Below are 16,439 nucleotides of genomic sequence, written 5' to 3'. Positions count from 1 at the left end.
CTAACCAGAAACATAAATGAGAGTAACCATATCAAGAAAAGCACATTTTAATGCTGCGCATCGACTGCATCGAAAAGATTGGTCATTTGAAAAAAACGATGCTGTTTTTGGAAAATGCAATAATCCGAACTTTCATGGTCATAATTATGGTTTAACAGTAAGTGTTACAGGAAAGATTGACCCGGAAACTGGTTTTGTTTTAGATGTGAAAGTATTAGCGGATATTATACAAGAAGAAGTAGAAGTTCCGTTTGATCACAAAAATCTCAATCTGGACGTTCCAGAATTTGCAGATTTAAATCCGACCGCAGAAAATATCGCGGTTGTGATATGGAATAAAATTAGACAACGTATTCATGCCGATTTCGATCTGGAAGTGGTGCTGAATGAAACGGAACGAAATTTTGTAACTTATAAAGGAGAATAAAACATGTCATTAAAAATAGGAGATATAGTTCCGAATTTTACTGCGAAAGACAACAATGGAGAACTTTTTGAAAGCCAAAGCGTTTTAGGGAGAAAGCCAGTGGTGATTTATTTTTATCCAAAAGATAATACGCCAGGCTGTACTACTGAAGCGTGCAGTTTTCGGGACCAATACGAAGATTTTAAAGATTTGGGAGCTGAGGTAATTGGTATTAGCAGCGATAGTGTAAAGTCACATCATAAATTTGCTGCTAAACATAAATTACCTTTTATTTTGCTTTCTGATCAGGATAAAAGATTAAGAAAACTTTTTGGTGTCCGTAATAGTTTGCTCGGACTTCTGCCAGGACGCGTTACCTATATAATAGATAAAAATGGTTTGCTGATTTCGGTGTTTGATAGTGCAAATGCTGCCAAACATATTCCGAAAGCACTTGAAATCGTTAAAGAATTAGTATTGTAGAATACCAAATAGTATCAAATAAGAATTTAATTAAACAAATATATTAGCCTAAAAACATGAGCCAAAACTTATACCCACTGCAATTTGAACCGATTTTGAAAGAAAGAATCTGGGGAGGAGAAAAACTGAAAACTATTCTAAATAAACCAATCGTTTCTAAAATTACTGGCGAAAGCTGGGAATTGTCTACTGTGCCAGGCGATGTAAGTGTGGTTGCAAATGGAGATTTAAAAGGAAAATCTTTAATGGATTTGATTGACGAAACACCAGATGCGATTTTAGGAACTAAAGTGTATGAGCGTTTCGGAAAACAATTTCCGTTACTTTTTAAATACCTAGATGCGAGAGAAGATCTTTCTATTCAGGTGCACCCAAATGATAAATTAGCAAAAGAACGTCACAACTCATTCGGAAAGACTGAAATGTGGTACGTTACTCAAGCCGATGCTGATGCTAGAATTATTGTTGGTTTTAAAGAAGATTCTAATAAAGAAGAATATTTAAAACATTTGCATGACAATACTTTAGTTTCAATTTTAGATGATGTTAAAGCGAAACCTGGCGATGTTTTCTTTTTAGAAACAGGAACAGTTCACGCAATTGGTGCCGGTTTAGTTGTGGCAGAGATTCAGCAGACTTCTGATATTACGTACAGATTATATGATTTTGATCGTGTAGATGCACAAGGAAACAAAAGAGAATTGCACGTAGATCTTGCTTTGGATGCAATTAACTACAATAAAGTAGATACGCAGAAAAAATACGAGACAAAAACTAATACTTCAAACACGGTTGTAGATTGTCCTTATTTTACAACTAATTTCCTTCCGTTAGAAAATAAGTTGGAAGTTGCTAAAACTGGAGAAACATTTACGGTATATATGTGTATCGAAGGTGATTTTGAAATTGAATACCACGGATTTAAACAAGCTTACAAAAAAGGAGATACCGTTTTGGTTCCAGCTGCGATAAATGCATTTAGTTTAAACGGAAAAGCTTCAATTTTAGAAATTTACATTTCTTAGCATTAAATTTAAAGATAATATGTACTTTTGCAAACGCAAATTAAAATAATAAAGAAAATGGCAAACGTTAAGAATTTAAAGAAAGACATCAACTTCGTATTAGGAGATATTATTGAAGCAGTTTACTTGTTTGAGATGTCAACAACAGGAAATCCTACTCCAGAAACGAATGCTTTGGTCGATGAAGCTATCGCTGCATTCGATACTTTGATCACAAAAGTTAACGCAAAGAACGTTGAAAATAAAAAAGCGCACTTCAAGCAAATTAATGTTGAATTAGAACAAGCTGCTAATCAATTGATTGAAAAAATCAACGCATTATAAGAAAAAAAAAGTGTAAAAAAGTGCAAATTTATTTTGGGAAAACGAAAAACCGCTTTATATTTGCACCCGTAATGACGCCGATGTAGCTCAGCTGGCTAGAGCAGCTGATTTGTAATCAGCAGGTCGTGGGTTCGAGTCCCTCTATCGGCTCAATAAAAACGGAGACCATCACAGAAATGTGGTGGTTTTTTTAATTATAGAGGGCAGTGTGAATTTTTTTTGGAATATTAAAAAACATTTCTATCTTTGCACTCGCAAAATAGGCCGATGTAGCTCAGCTGGCTAGAGCAGCTGATTTGTAATCAGCAGGTCGTGGGTTCGAGTCCCTCTATCGGCTCAAAAACCATCACAGAAATGTGGTGGTTTTTTTTATGCTTAAAAAATAAAATTCTAAATTTTTTAAGGAGACTCCAATATTTAAATTCTGAATGGTGCCATTGTCGGTTTTAAAATTTTGACAAAGTGAGGGGTGAGTTTTGGTCGTATTGAAAATAATGGAATATTGAGGCTATTCTATCGTTTTTTAGGAGAGTTTTTAAATGGTTTGGGATTGTAGATCGTTCGCGGTTGGGATTGTAATTTAGGGCATAAAAAAAGCCCTGAAATTTTCAGGACCTTTTTATTGTTATGATGACAAGATTATTTTTGTGCTTCAGGTGTACTAGCTTCAGTTGTGGTTTCTGCTGGAGCGTTTTTTTCTACTTTTTTTATATCGGCTACATACTTTGTCAGTTTCTTTCCGTAAAATGATTGCGCTACTTTTGGAGTCATCGATTTTTGAATAGTATCTAAAAATTTGATGTTGATATCGTAAATCTCTGCTAAAGCGATATAAGGTGCTACTTCGTGATCTTTATTGTTTATGGCAAAGTTTGTAGCGTATAAATATTTTCTTTTAATGTTTGTCTGCTGTTTTACTTCTATGCTGTCAATTGCTTTCTGATCCTGTCTTTTTATGGCTTTGAATCTGGCTTCAACCATTGTTAGGTTTTCTTCGATAAAACGAGAGTTTACTTTTTTGTACTCTTCGTACAGTTCCTGATTTTTTGAACCTGTAATTTTTGCGTTAGCAATGAAATTGTCTAAGTTGGTTTCGATATTGATGTTTCCTGGTTCAGCAAAAAACAAAATGTTATTGTCTAATGAGTTTGTTACGCCACGATCTAGAAATAAGTATAGCATTTCAGGAGATTCTAATTTGATGTCTCTTTCGAAAGTTGAGTTTCCGTCAATTTTAATGCTGTCGATAGCAACAAGAGAAGTGTCAACTACTCTTTGAATATATAAAGTTCCAGTTTTTAAACCTTTAATGTTTCCTGTAAGATGTAAGTTGTCGGCAGCAGATTCTTTTTTGCTGCAAGATGCTAAGACTGCTAGAGTAACAAAAGCAATTAGTGTTTTTTTCATTAGTTTTTGAGATTTTGGTGCAAAATAAAGAAAATAGTTTAAATGTAAAGAGGCTGGCGTTTTATTTTTCTAAAAAAAAATAAATCCCAATCTATTTCTAAATTGGGATATTAAAGCAGTGCAGGAAAAGGTCTTACATAGATAAATTGAATGAAGATCCGTTTTCTTGTGTGTACGTATAAACTGCATCACAGTCGTTATTTCCGTAATCTATTACGCCATTCAAAATTTCTCCTTGTATTTTTAATTGTCCTTTAGAAACAAATAGACAAGAGTATTTTTTAATTAGAGGTTCTTTTACGGTCAAAGTAAGTGCTTCGCCATTTGCAGCTGTTACTTTATGTGTGCCTTCTGTAATTTCGTATACATTGTCAGATAAGACAAAAGGAGTATCTACTCCTGCAGTTTGCTTAGTCGTATAAAATCCAGAATTAGTGTAAACTCCGCCTTGTATATCTGTAAGTTTGCCATTTGTTACTTTTCTGCTCCATTGCGGTGTAGTGGCAACAGTTGTAGTATTAGTGTATTCAATCGTACCTTCTAATTTGATATAGTTTATTGAATAGTCAATTCTTTCAATTGTCATTTTGCTTCCAGTTTCGGTAATAGGGCCAGAAAGCGTTATTTTTAGTTGTCCTTTTCTTGTGAGGTTATTTGCGTCTTTACATCCCGCTGTTCCAAAATCGGCCAAAAATACTTTAGGATAATTTCCTCCAGTTGTCGTAACAGTAATTGTTGCGCAAACTCCAGGAGCTGTTTCGGCAGTTTTTGAAGTGCTTGATGTAGTTGTTGCAACTGAAAGGGCAGTGTTCAGGTCCATCTCGTTTGAAGTGTCAACAGCAATTGATGCTCCAATGTTGGTTAGGTTTGTTGAAGCTATAGGTTCGTCGTGATTGTCGCTAGAACAAGAAATGTATAAAAATGCTGTTGCGCAAATTGTAGATAGTAAAAGTGCGGTCTTTTTCATAGTGGTATTTGTTTAAATAGATTAATAAGGCAGTCAAATGTAATAAAAAAACGAATTGTAATTAAAAAATTGCGTAATGTTTGATCTACAGCATTGTATAACGGATTTTTGAACAAAAAATTATGAACAGGCATTTTTAAAATGATTCAAATAAGTCTTGGGATTTGTTTTTTTTGCTAAAGATTGAAATAAAAAAAAGCTGTCCAATTTGGACAGCTTTTAGGATGAAAGCACGATGTACTTATTTTATCATTTCAAAACTTCTTTTTACGAAAGCAGTAAGCGCTTCACCTTTTAATAGGTTTTGAGATAGTTTAGCTAAATCTAAAGCTTGTTTAACTAAATGTTCTTGGTGCGTTTTATCTTCTGTATTTAAGATGCTTGAAGCAAGATCAGAATTGGTGTTTACAACCAAGTTGTACATTTCTGGCATATTGCCCATTCCGAACATTCCTCCTCCGCCTGTTTGGCTCATTTCTTTCATTCTACGCATAAATTCTGGCTGCGTGATAATGAATGGAGCCGCTTGCGAATCCATAGCTTCCAACTGAACGCTGTACGCTTTTGGAATATAAGCTTCCAAAGAAGTTTTTAAAGCTGCTTTTTCGTCATCTGATAATTTAGAAATCGCATTTTCTTCTTTTTTGATTAAGTTGTCAATGTGGTCAGAGTCAACACGTACAAAAGTTAATCCGCTGTTATCGTTTTCAATTTTTTGGATTAAATGCGAAATAATCGGAGAATCTAAAAGCAATACTTCGTATCCTTTATCTTTTGCTGCTTCAATATAAGAGTGTTGAGCATCTTTATTTCCTGCATAAAGAATTACTAATTTACCATCTTTATCCGTTTGGTTTTCTTTTAGTTTTTCTTTTAACTCCTCTAGTGTAAAGTAAGTGTCGTCTACTGTTGGGTATAACACAAATGCACCTGCTTTTTCATAGAATTTATCTTCAGAAAGCATTCCGTACTCCAAAACGATTTTAATATCGTTCCATTTTGCTTCAAAATCAGCACGGTTTTCATTAAACAAAGCTTTTAATTTATCGGCTACTTTACGAGTGATATAGTTTGAGATTTTTTTCACCGCTCCGTCAGCCTGTAAGCCAGAACGAGAAACGTTTAATGGAATATCTGGAGAATCGATTACACCTTTTAACATGGTCAAGAATTCAGGAACAATTCCTTCAACGTTATCAGTAACGTAAACTTGGTTTTGGTACAGCTGAATTTTGTCTTTCTGGATTTGCATATCTGAACCCAATTTTGGGAAATACAAAATACCAGTTAAGTTAAATGGATAATCTACATTTAAATGAATGTGGAATAATGGCTCCTCAAATTGCATTGGATACAATTCTCTGTAGAAGTTTTTGTAATCTTCATCAGATAATTCAGAAGGCTGTTTTGTCCAAGCTGGATTAGGATTGTTAATGATGTTGTCAGTTTCAACTGTTTCATTAACATAATCTTCTGGAGCATCTTCTGGTTTTGGAAGTGTTTCCGTTCTTGTTCCAAATTTAATTGGAATAGGCATGAACTTGTTGTACTTGTTTAATAAACCCGAGATTTTAGAATCGTCTAAGAACTCCAAAGAATCTTCAGCAATGTGAAGAATGATTTCAGTTCCGCGTGAAGTTTTGTCAGCAGGCTCTAAAGTAAATTCAGGGCTTCCATCACATGTCCAATGGGCTGCTGGCTCATCTTTGTATGATTTGGTAATGATTTCAACTTTTTCAGCTACCATAAAAGCAGAGTAGAAGCCTAGACCAAAATGTCCGATGATTCCAGAATCTTTAGCAGAATCTTTGTATTTGTCCAAAAATTCTTCAGCACCAGAAAACGCTACTTGATTGATGTATTTTTCAACTTCATCAGCAGTCATACCTAAACCTTGATCGATAATGTGGATTTTTTTTCCTTCTTTGTCCACTTTAACTTCGATAATTGGGTTTCCGTATTCTACTTTAGCCTCACCGATGCTAATAAGATGTTTTAGTTTTAAAGTAGCATCAGTACCATTAGAAACAAGCTCACGCAAGAAAATTTCGTGGTCGCTGTAAAGAAACTTTTTAATTAAGGGAAAAATGTTTTCTACTGAAACATTAATTTTACCTGTTGCCATATTTTTAATTTTTTGATTTAATTTGATGATTTTCATTTATTCAAATAAAATACCAATTACGTTAAGGGTGACAAAATGTCTGAAATGTTAATTTTGAAAGAAAATAAATAGATTCTAAAACAAAAATTATCGCGACGAATCGTATATTTGTGGTACAATAATTGTTAAAAAAGCAAAATATTAATCTATAAAAAAATTGTAAAATGAAGAAAGGTATTTTTATGTGCTTGATTGCCGTACTATTTTTTGCGTGTAAATCAGCTTCGTCGACAGCTTCAACAGACACAACGCTTTCTACAAAACTTGACAAATCAACACAAGTAGCGTTAAAAGGAAATTGGGTGCTAACTAACGTTTCTTATCCAGGTTCTGATTATATCAAAGTAAATTCATTTGATCTTGCAGATTCAAAATGTTTTATTGGTAGTACTTGGAGCTTTATTTCAAACAATAATAAAGGAAATATGGCTTTGACTTCTCCAAGCTGTACTGGATTTTCTTCGCCGATTGTATGGAGTATCAATAATCAAGGTTTGTTTGTATTAAAAATTCTTAATGCAGGTGAAAAAGCGAAAAAAGTAAGAGATGGTTATTTGCTTAAAGTTTCAGGTGTATCTGAAAGTTCTTTTCAGTTAATAGATAACATCAATGTTGGTGGTCAGGTAAAAGATGTGGTTTACCAATTTCAAAGAGCAAATTAATTTTTAAAGGTATAAAAAATGAAAAAGATAACGGTTTTAGGTTTAAGTAGTTTACTGGTATTGGTGAGCTTTTTCGCAAGCTGCGATTCAGTAAAAAATGCAAATAATACACAAAAAGGAGCTGGAATTGGTGCTGTAGCAGGAGGTGTTATTGGTGGGATTTTAGGAAATAATTTAGGGAAAGGCGGAAACGCTGCTTTAGGAGCTGCAATTGGAGCTGCCGTAGGTGGTGGAACAGGAGCTTTGATCGGTAACAAAATGGATAAACAAGCTCGTGAAATTGATCAGGCTTTACCAGGTGCTTCTGTTGAAAGAGTTGGAGAGGGAATTCACTTGACATTAAATGAAAATGCAGTGCGTTTTGATACTAATAAATCAACTTTGACAGCTCAAGCAAAAGCTAACTTGGATAAATTAGTTCCTGTATTTAATGAGTATGGAGATACAGATATTCAAATTTTTGGTTACACAGATAATACTGGAAAACCAGAATATAACTTGACGCTTTCTGGACAAAGAGCTGCTTCTGTGCAATCTTATTTGGTTTCTAAAGGATTAAAATCTAGCCGTTTTAAAACTTCAGGTTTAGGAATTGCGGATCCAATTGCGACAAATGATACTCCAGAAGGAAGAGCTCAAAACCGTCGTGTTGAATTCTCAATTACAGCAAACGACAAAATGGTAAATGATGCTAAAGCAGAAGCTGGAAAATAGTTTCTAGTAAAATAAATCATCAAAAAAGCTGTTTCAAATAATTGAAGCAGCTTTTTTTTGACTTTAGAAATTAAACATTGTAAATTTGACGTCTCATATTACAACTCATGCTTGACATTCAAAATATATCTTTTTCGTACACCGAAAACCCCGTTATAAAAAACATTTCTTTTTCTATTGAAAAAGGCCAGAATATTGCCATTATAGGGGAGAGTGGCTGCGGAAAAAGTACGCTCCTTAAGCTTATTTACGGACTGTATGATCTGGATGAAGGAAAAATTTTTTACGGCGATAAACCAATCTTAGGACCAAAGTTTAATTTGATTCCCGGAATGCCTTATATGAAATATTTGGCGCAAGATTTTGATTTGTCTCCGTATGAAACTGTTGCAGAAAATGTTGGGAAGTTTTTGTCGAACGGTTTTGCTAATATGAAAAAACTGCGTGTTCAAGAATTGCTAGAGATGGTAGAAATGGATCAGTTTGCTCATGTTAAAACTAAATTTTTGAGTGGCGGACAGCAGCAGAGAGTAGCCTTGGTTAGAGTTTTGGCTCTTGAACCAGAAGTAATTTTGTTGGACGAGCCATTTAGCCAGATCGATGCTTTTAGAAAAAATGCGTTGCGTCGTAATTTGTTTCGCTACTTAAAACAAAAAGGAATTACGTGTATCATAGCAACACATGACAGTACAGATGCTTTGTCTTTTGCAGATCAAGCGATAGTGATGAGAAATGGAGAAGTCTTGGTAAAAGATAATCCTTCGAAAATTTATGAAGATCCAAAAATTAAATATGTAGCTTCTTTGTTTGGGGAAGTAAATGAAATTCCAACTCATTTATTATTGTCTTATGCAGATGAAACTCACAAAACTTTAGTGTATCCGCATCAGTTTAAAATGGTTTCAGAATCAAAATTGATGGTGAAAATTAGAAGAACTTATTTTAGAGGAAGCCATTATTTAATTGAAACTGTTTACAAAAGGCAATTGATTTTCTTTGAAAGCGAAATAGATTTACCGCTAGAACAAGAAGTTTTTTTGGCATTGAATTACCTATAAATTCGTTAATGTGTCAATTAGATAATTAGATAATTTTTTCTTTAACTAAAATGATAAAATAAACCCGACAAGTTTTTGAAATTTGTCGGGTTTTATATTTAAAATCAAGAGGTGTTTAATTCTTTAAATATTTCTCTAAAAACTGATCTTGTTCCCAAAGCAAATGAAGGATGTTTTCTTTAGCCACATAACTATGAGATTCTTTTGGCAGAATAACCATTCTTGCTGGTGCTCCTAAACCTTTTAATGCTTGAAAATATCTTTCTGTCTGTAAAGTAAAAGTTCCAGGATTATTATCTGCTTCTCCATGAACCAATAAAATTGGCGTTTTCATTTTTTCTGCATTCATAAATGGTGACATTGTATTGTAAACTTCAGGTACTTCCCAGTAGTTTCTTTGCTCAGATTGGAATCCGAATGGAGTTAAAGTTCTGTTATAAGCACCGCTTCTCGCAATTCCACAAGCAAAAAGATCAGAATGAGTTAATAAGTTTGCGGTCATAAATGCTCCGTACGAATGTCCTCCAACAGCGACTTTTTTACGGTTAATATATCCTAAAGCATCAACTGCATCAATTGCCGCTGCAGCATTATCAACTAATTGCGAAATAAAGTTGTCGTTTGGCTCTGTCGTTCCTTCTCCGATAATTGGGAAAGCCGCGTCGTCTAGAACCACATATCCTTTAGTAACCCAATATACAAACGATCCATAATACGGAAAAGTGAATTCATTTGAATTTTGAGTAGATTGAGACGCACTATTTCTATCCTTATATTCTGCTGGATACGCCCAGATCAATAGTGGCAATTTTTCTTTTTTAGTTTTATCGTAACCTGCAGGAAGATATAAAGTTCCTGAAAGTTCCAATCCGTCTTTACGTTTGTATTTAATAACTTCTTTGCTAACATTTTTAATGCTTTCAAACGGATTTTTGAAATCGGTTACTTGTGTTAAGCTGTTTTGTTTTTTGATATTTCTGAAATAGTAATTCGGATATTCTGTTTTTGACTGAATTTGAACTAAAACTTTTCCGTTTTTAAAGTCTTCAATTTCTAAAATATCTTCTTTTTTATCTTTATAAGGAGAAGTATAAATACGTTTCGATTTTAAAGTTTCCAGATTAAATTCGTCTACAAAAGGAAATTGTCCGTTTTTAGTATAACCTTCGCCAATTCTATAAAGGTTATTTTTTTCGATTGCCAAAACATATTTGTTGTAAGCGTTTTTTCTGGTTTCAAAAACTCCGGGATCAGAATAAACGTCTTGCGAATTTCTGTCTGTAATTAGTTTTGGTTGCTGACTTGGATTTGACGGATTAATCAAAAATGTTTTGGTGTTTCTTGTGTCGTACCATTCTTCAGAAAGAACTGCTAGATTGTCATTTCCCCAAGTGATTTCACTGAAACGCTGTGGGGTTTTAGCCAATGATGTAGCTTCTTTGTCAAAAGGGGCTTCCCAAAGGAAAACTTCATCTCTAAAATCAACTTTTTTAGCAGGATCTCCTTCGTCTAAAGCTACAACATAAGATAAAGTTGCAGGTTTGTCGTTTCTCCAAGCCATTTCTCTCTTTCCTTTTCGAACAGCCATAAAACCTTTTGGCATAATTTCGTTTAAAGGAACCTCGTTTACGGTTTTAATTTCTCTTCCGCTTAAATCATAAACAATAGTTTTAGAAGGAAATCGATTTAAAGGAACTACATAAGAAAATGGTTTCTGAATTGTTGTCAGCATGATGTAATTACCATCTGGCGAGATTCTTTCGCCAGCAAACATAGCCGCGTCTTTGTATAGTACCGCATCGCCATTTAGTTTTACTTTGTACAATTCAGAAGTTACGCAGTTTTCAAAATTAGCTTCGTCGTTTTTGTTTTTCAGCATATCAGGATACGTTCGGTTTTGAGATTTTTCTCCCGAAGTGTTTGAAATAATTGGACCAGTTGGCAAATCTTTTTTAGAATCTAAAAGAGGCTGTCTGTTTTTAGGAAGCATTTTTACCAAAATAGTCTCACTGTCTAAAAACCAAGTAAACGGACTTCCAAGATTGGCGTTTACTCGAGCTTCTGTAAGTTTTGTGGCTTGTGCTGTTGCTACATCCAAAACCCAAAGTTCAACACCCGAATTTGTAGTGTGAGAAAATAAGATTTTCTTGTCGTTTGGAGACCAAAGTATGTTTGTTATTTTTGGATTATCGGGCAAGCCTTTTACTTGAAGTTCTTCCTTTCCGTTTATTTTTCTTAATTTAAGATTGATAAGGTAAGTTGCTGTACTTGAAATATTAGTAACAGGATTAATTCGTAAACCTGCCAAACGAACTTCGTCTTGATTTAGATCGTCGAGTGTTTTATAAGTATTGCGATACATTAAGAGCATATTTTCTTTTTTCGTATCCATAGATACAGAAGGAGCTCTTTGGTAATCTGCCAAATCTAAAATAGATTTTGAAGGTTTTTGATACGTTAGATTTTCTTGTGCGAAAGAAAAAAAGCTTATGTTTAAAAATAAAAACAGCGTAACCTTTAATTTCATAGTTTGAATTTTATGGGTTTGTAAATAGGTGTTCAAAAATGTTTGTCTAAGATACTTTTGTCTTGTTACATCTTACGAACGATTTTTCATTTTTTTCAATATTTGTGTCAGAAAACTGCCTTTTCAAGAAGTAAATGAGTATAAGTTGCTTTAGAATTAAACTATATTAAATTGCTAATAACGAAAAAAATAGTATTTTGTGTACGAATATTTTAAAGTATGCGTAAATTTGCAATCCAATTTTTTAATAAATAATAATAGATTATGTATCATTCAAAAATAGCTGGTTTAGGATATTATGTTCCTTCTAATGTGGTGACTAACGATGATTTGTCTAAGATAATGGATACCAATGACGAATGGATTCAGGAAAGAACTGGAATTCAGGAAAGAAGGCACATTATCCGTGGAGAAGACACTACGACTTCAATGGGAGTAAAAGCAGCTAAAATTGCAATCGAGCGTTCTGGTGTAGCCAAAGAAGATATTGATTTTGTAGTTTTTGCTACATTAAGTCCAGATTATTATTTTCCAGGACCTGGAGTTTTGGTTCAAAGAGATTTAGGTTTAAGAACAGTTGGAGCATTAGATGTTAGAAATCAATGTTCAGGATTTGTTTATGCAATTTCTGTTGCAGATCAATATATTAAAACCGGAATGTATAAAAATATTTTGGTTATTGGTTCTGAGGTTCATTCTACAGGGTTAGACATGACAACTCGCGGACGTGGAGTTTCTGTAATTTTTGGAGACGGAGCAGGAGCAGCAGTTTTAAGTCGTGAAGAAGATTTAACAAAAGGAATTTTATCTACGCATTTACATTCAGAAGGCGAGCATGCAGAAGAATTGGCTTTGCAAGCGCCAGGAATGGGAGCACGTTGGGTAACAGATATTATTGCAGATAATGATCCGAATGACGAAAGTTATTATCCTTATATGAATGGACAATTTGTATTTAAGAATGCTGTTGTTCGTTTTGCAGAAGTAATCAATGAAGGATTGGAAGCAAATGGTCTTCAGGTTTCAGATATCGATATGTTGATTCCGCATCAGGCAAATTTGAGAATTTCGCAATTCATTCAAAATAAATTCAAATTAACAGACGATCAAGTTCATAACAATATTCAGAAATACGGAAATACGACAGCAGCGTCTATTCCGATTGCTTTAACTGAAGCTTGGGAACAAGGAAAAATAAAATCTGGAGATACTGTAGTTTTAGCAGCTTTCGGAAGTGGATTTACTTGGGCAAGTGCTATTATTAAATGGTAAAATAATCATCTTACATAATAATTTTTTAAAACCTGTTTCTTTTTAGGAGCAGGTTTTTTTATACTTTAGTGTTGAAAAATAAATTGCACAATTTTTGTTGTTCTTTTGAAACGACAAATCAGAAGAAATTATTCTATTAAATGAAAAAAAATCAACTAGAAATAGCTTGTTTTAATTATGAATCGGCGTTAATTGCTCAAGCAAATGGCGCGGACAGAATTGAGTTATGCGAAAACATGAAATTGGGAGGAACTACGCCAAATTCAATTTTAGTGGTAAAAGTTCGCGAGAGTTTAAATATAAAAATGCACGTTATCATTAGACCTCGTGGAGGTGACTTTGTCTATTCTGACGAGGAACTTACAGAAATGAAACAAGACATCAAACAATATAAAAAATTGGGTGTAGACGGTTTTGTTTTTGGAATTTTAAAGGAAAATGGAAAAATAAATAAAAAGCAAAATAAAGAATTGGTGCATTTGGCTCATCCGCTTTCATGTACATTCCATCGCGCTTTTGATGTGGTCAAGAATCCTGAAAAATCTCTTGAATCTGTAATTGATTGCGGTTTCAAAACAATCTTGACTTCTGGGCAAGGAATAAATGTTGAAGAAGGAATTATGGCTTTAGAAAGGCTTCAAGAATTGGCAGGAGATAGAATAGAAATTATGCCAGGCGGAGGTTTGCGATCTTCAAATATTAAATTGCTTCAAGAAAAATTAGATTTGACTTTTTACCATTCGTCGGCAATTACAGATAATTCGGAAACAGCAAATCCAGAAGAAATAAAAGAATTGCGTAATTTTTTATAATTGTTAATTCAATAAAATAAAAAAGCCTGGAGTTGGCATACTCCAGGCTTTTCTTTTCTACAAGAACTATTAAAATCTACTAATTGAAGTGGGATTAAAACATTCCGCCACCACCTTTATTAGTGTTATCATCTCTTTGTTTACGCTGTAAGTTTTTGATTTTTCCACCTCCAAAGTTGTAAGTTAAACCAAAGTAAACTGTTTGGCTTTCCCATTTAAACTGTCCAGCTTGAGGATAAGGATACATGGTATCAAAAGCATATTTCATCGTATTGAAAACGTCATTGAAACGTACGCTTAAGTTCATTTTGTTGTCTAACAATGTGTAGCGTGTACCAATGTCCATTTTGTACATTTCGTGACTGTTGTTTTGAAGCCCGTCTGTAGCACCTCTGTAAAATCCGAAAGCTAGGAAACTTAAACGTTTGTTTACTTTAAAGTTTGAGTTCATACGTCCGTTGAAAGCAGCAACTGTAATTTTTCTATCTATTGGATTACTTGTATTTGTTGCTGGATCATATTGAAATACAATACCTTGCTGATTAATGCTTGAGAAATCAATAGATGGCTGAATATCCCACCATTTTGTAATTTTATAGTTGAACGACATTTCAAATCCGTAAGCTGTGTTATGATCGTAGTTGGTAAAACTCATAATTTGTTTTTCCATACTAGGATCTGCTGGATCTGGGTATAAAATTCTACTGATTTGGTCATTAATGCTTCTTACAAAAACACCTGCTGTAAAACTTCCTTTTTCAAGAGTTTTAGTATAATTAACTTCAACAGAATTTGTAAACTGAGGTCTTAATTCAGGATTTCCTAATGAAGTAACTAACGGTGTAGCAAATTCACGAATAGGTTTTGTCTGCTCTAAACTCGGACGGTCTACACGACGGCTGTAGCTTAATTGCAAAGTATTTTTTTCAGTCAAATTATACGTTAAATATGCAGATGGATATAAGGTAATATAATCATCATCAAATTTAGTTTGACCGTAATTTAAGTTAGCCTGAACTTTATAGCTCTCAAAACGCGCACCCACTTGGTAGCTTAGTTTTTTGAATTTTTGTCCAAAAGTTACATAAGCAGAATAAATATCGGTGTCGTATGTATAATGAGATGTTTGATCTGCAACAGGAAGCAAAGGATTTCCAGTAATATAATCGTTATCAGTACGTGTGATTCTTGCTTCTGCACCAGCTTCAAGAGTTGTTTTGTCGTTTAACGGATTAACATAATCTACGTTTATTGTGCTTAACTGTCTTCCACCTTGTAAAAAATCATTGTAAACAACACCCGAAGCCGTATTGTCAATTTTGGTAGTTTTAGTGTCAAAAGAAGCATTTTGAGATTCTTTATTGTCACTGTAGTTTGCTTCAAAATCTAAAGTATGACCTTCTTTTTTAAAGATATGTTTGTATGCTAAATTGTAAGTTCCAACTCGGTCCGGCCCCCAATATTGTGATTTTTGGAAAATGTTAGAAATATCAGAACCTGTCACATCATTGTAATCAATATCAGTATCAACGTAACCTTTGCCAGTAGATTTGTTTTGGTTGGTGTAGATCGATAAAGTGTTATAGTCGTCAATTAAGTAATCCATTCCGATTTTGTATAGATAAGAATCATTATCATTCAATACATTAATGTCTTGAGTAATATCTTGATCAAATCTTTGGATAAAACCTTTGTTTTGGTATGTTCCAAAGTTTTGTCCCACATTTCCAAAGAAATTTACTTTACCCGTTTTGTAATTTAAATCTAAAGACTGGTTGTATTTTGCCGTTTTACCAAAAGTAATACCACCGCTGTAACTTCCATTAAAACCAGTATTTGCATTTTTATGCAAAATGATATTGATAATTCCAGACATTCCTTCTGGATTGTATTTTGCACTTGGGTTTGTAATCAACTCAATTTTTTTGATCGAAGTTGAAGGAATTTGTTTCAATAATTGAGCAGGATCTATATTCGTCGGGCGACCGTCAATTAAGACACGAACATTGTCATTTCCGCGAAGCGAAAGTTTTCCGTCCTGATCTACATTCACAGAAGGAATATTGTTCATAATGTCAGATGCAGAAGCTCCCGCAGTAGTTAAATCTTTACCTACATTAACCACTTTTCTATCAATTTTTTGCTCGATTGTTGAACGTTCAGCAACTATATTCACGCCTTTAAGCTGCGTTGCTTCTTCTTCAAGCTTAACATTTACAGTTGCTGTTTTTCTGTTTTCACTTAAAAGCACAGAACCAATATATTTTTTAAATCCAATATATTGAATTTCGATTGTGTAGCTTTTTAAAGCAATGTTTTTAAATGAAAAGTCTCCATTGTCATCTGTATTTACTCCAGAAACCACTTTTCCATTTTCTTTAAGCGAAACAGTTGCATAAGAAATTGGTGCGTTGTTTGACTTTTCTGTAATTTTTCCAGAAACACTTCCAGTATTCTGGGCCTGTGCTGTTGCGATTATCCCTAATAACGCAAACAGAAAGAATTTTAATTTCATGATTTTTTTGCTGATTATTTTTTGATTTGATTGATGATGATTTGGCTTTTGTTAATTTTTCTTTTTTTTCTTTTTTCCAGATTCAAAAAATGGAAATCACTAA

At 33.7% G+C, this 16,439-nt stretch carries 14 protein-coding genes and 2 tRNA genes; 11 read left to right on the top strand and 5 right to left on the bottom strand.

Annotated features, from left to right (window positions below; all coding sequences use genetic code 11):
- Nucleotides 1-16: 16 nt before the first annotated feature.
- From ABTV69_RS01355 to ABTV69_RS01330, 6 genes are all read left to right on the top strand, one after another.
- Nucleotides 17-427, top strand: coding sequence for a 6-carboxytetrahydropterin synthase (locus tag ABTV69_RS01355; RefSeq protein ID WP_433833589.1), 411 nt, complete (start codon nt 17-19; stop codon nt 425-427).
- Nucleotides 428-430: 3 nt separating this feature from the next.
- Nucleotides 431-889: a peroxiredoxin gene (locus tag ABTV69_RS01350; protein ID WP_433833587.1), complete on the top strand. Its 459-nt coding sequence runs from the start codon at nt 431-433 to the stop codon at nt 887-889.
- 56 nt (nt 890-945) lie between these two features.
- Entirely contained in the window at nt 946-1,914 is a 969-nt protein-coding gene (locus ABTV69_RS01345) for a type I phosphomannose isomerase catalytic subunit (protein ID WP_433833585.1), read from the top strand.
- Nucleotides 1,915-1,971: 57 nt separating this feature from the next.
- Complete coding sequence (locus ABTV69_RS01340; protein WP_111364281.1) at nt 1,972-2,238, top strand: hypothetical protein; 267 nt, start codon at nt 1,972-1,974, stop codon at nt 2,236-2,238.
- A 76-nt stretch (nt 2,239-2,314) separates the two neighbouring features.
- Nucleotides 2,315-2,388, top strand: a tRNA-Thr gene (locus ABTV69_RS01335).
- Between the two features lie 113 nt (nt 2,389-2,501).
- A tRNA-Thr gene (locus tag ABTV69_RS01330) sits at nt 2,502-2,575 on the top strand.
- A 302-nt stretch (nt 2,576-2,877) separates the two neighbouring features.
- Here the strand turns inward: ABTV69_RS01330 and ABTV69_RS01325 are convergent.
- The 3 genes from ABTV69_RS01325 to htpG form a co-directional block, all read right to left on the bottom strand.
- A complete protein-coding gene (locus ABTV69_RS01325) occupies nt 2,878-3,645 on the bottom strand; it encodes a DUF4369 domain-containing protein (protein ID WP_433833583.1) in 768 nt (255 codons plus the stop codon).
- A 133-nt stretch (nt 3,646-3,778) separates the two neighbouring features.
- Nucleotides 3,779-4,612 carry a hypothetical protein gene (locus ABTV69_RS01320; protein ID WP_433833581.1) on the bottom strand — a complete coding sequence of 278 codons (834 nt, stop codon included), beginning with the start codon at nt 4,610-4,612 and terminating at the stop codon, nt 3,779-3,781.
- Nucleotides 4,613-4,853: 241 nt separating this feature from the next.
- The gene (gene htpG / locus ABTV69_RS01315; protein WP_433833579.1) at nt 4,854-6,737 is read right to left on the bottom strand and encodes a molecular chaperone HtpG; all 1,884 of its coding nucleotides are present in this window, start codon (nt 6,735-6,737) and stop codon (nt 4,854-4,856) included.
- Nucleotides 6,738-6,940: 203 nt separating this feature from the next.
- Here htpG and ABTV69_RS01310 point away from each other — a divergent pair, with 203 nt between their 5' ends.
- The 3 genes from ABTV69_RS01310 to ABTV69_RS01300 all read left to right on the top strand — a co-directional run bounded on the left by ABTV69_RS01310 (nt 6,941) and on the right by ABTV69_RS01300 (nt 9,210).
- Nucleotides 6,941-7,438 carry a lipocalin family protein gene (locus ABTV69_RS01310; protein ID WP_433833577.1) on the top strand — a complete coding sequence of 166 codons (498 nt, stop codon included), beginning with the start codon at nt 6,941-6,943 and terminating at the stop codon, nt 7,436-7,438.
- An 18-nt stretch (nt 7,439-7,456) separates the two neighbouring features.
- Nucleotides 7,457-8,152: an OmpA family protein gene (locus tag ABTV69_RS01305; protein WP_433833575.1), complete on the top strand. Its 696-nt coding sequence runs from the start codon at nt 7,457-7,459 to the stop codon at nt 8,150-8,152.
- 107 nt (nt 8,153-8,259) lie between these two features.
- On the top strand, nt 8,260-9,210 hold the full coding sequence (locus tag ABTV69_RS01300; RefSeq protein WP_433833573.1) for an ABC transporter ATP-binding protein: 951 nt from the start codon (nt 8,260-8,262) through the stop codon (nt 9,208-9,210).
- A 115-nt stretch (nt 9,211-9,325) separates the two neighbouring features.
- On the opposite strand, the gene ABTV69_RS01295 is transcribed toward ABTV69_RS01300, so the two are convergent.
- Nucleotides 9,326-11,737 (bottom strand): prolyl oligopeptidase family serine peptidase, encoded by a 2,412-nt coding sequence (locus ABTV69_RS01295; RefSeq protein WP_433833571.1) that lies wholly within the window; start codon nt 11,735-11,737, stop codon nt 9,326-9,328.
- 264 nt (nt 11,738-12,001) lie between these two features.
- On the opposite strand from ABTV69_RS01295, the gene ABTV69_RS01290 reads away from it, so the two are divergent.
- The gene (locus tag ABTV69_RS01290) at nt 12,002-13,009 is read left to right on the top strand and encodes a 3-oxoacyl-ACP synthase III family protein (RefSeq protein ID WP_095929390.1); all 1,008 of its coding nucleotides are present in this window, start codon (nt 12,002-12,004) and stop codon (nt 13,007-13,009) included.
- A gap of 140 nt (nt 13,010-13,149) precedes the next feature.
- A complete protein-coding gene (locus ABTV69_RS01285; RefSeq protein ID WP_433833569.1) occupies nt 13,150-13,821 on the top strand; it encodes a copper homeostasis protein CutC in 672 nt (223 codons plus the stop codon).
- A gap of 94 nt (nt 13,822-13,915) precedes the next feature.
- Here ABTV69_RS01285 and ABTV69_RS01280 read toward each other — a convergent pair whose 3' ends face one another.
- Nucleotides 13,916-16,336, bottom strand: coding sequence for a TonB-dependent receptor domain-containing protein (locus ABTV69_RS01280; RefSeq protein ID WP_433833567.1), 2,421 nt, complete (start codon nt 16,334-16,336; stop codon nt 13,916-13,918).
- Nucleotides 16,337-16,439 lie beyond the last annotated feature (103 nt).

Source organism: Flavobacterium anhuiense (assembly GCF_050990855.1).
GTDB classification, from domain to species: Bacteria; Bacteroidota; Bacteroidia; order Flavobacteriales; family Flavobacteriaceae; genus Flavobacterium; species Flavobacterium anhuiense_C.
The sequence above is the reverse complement of the archived record's forward strand: the minus strand, read 5'-3'. Positions and strand labels throughout refer to the sequence as shown.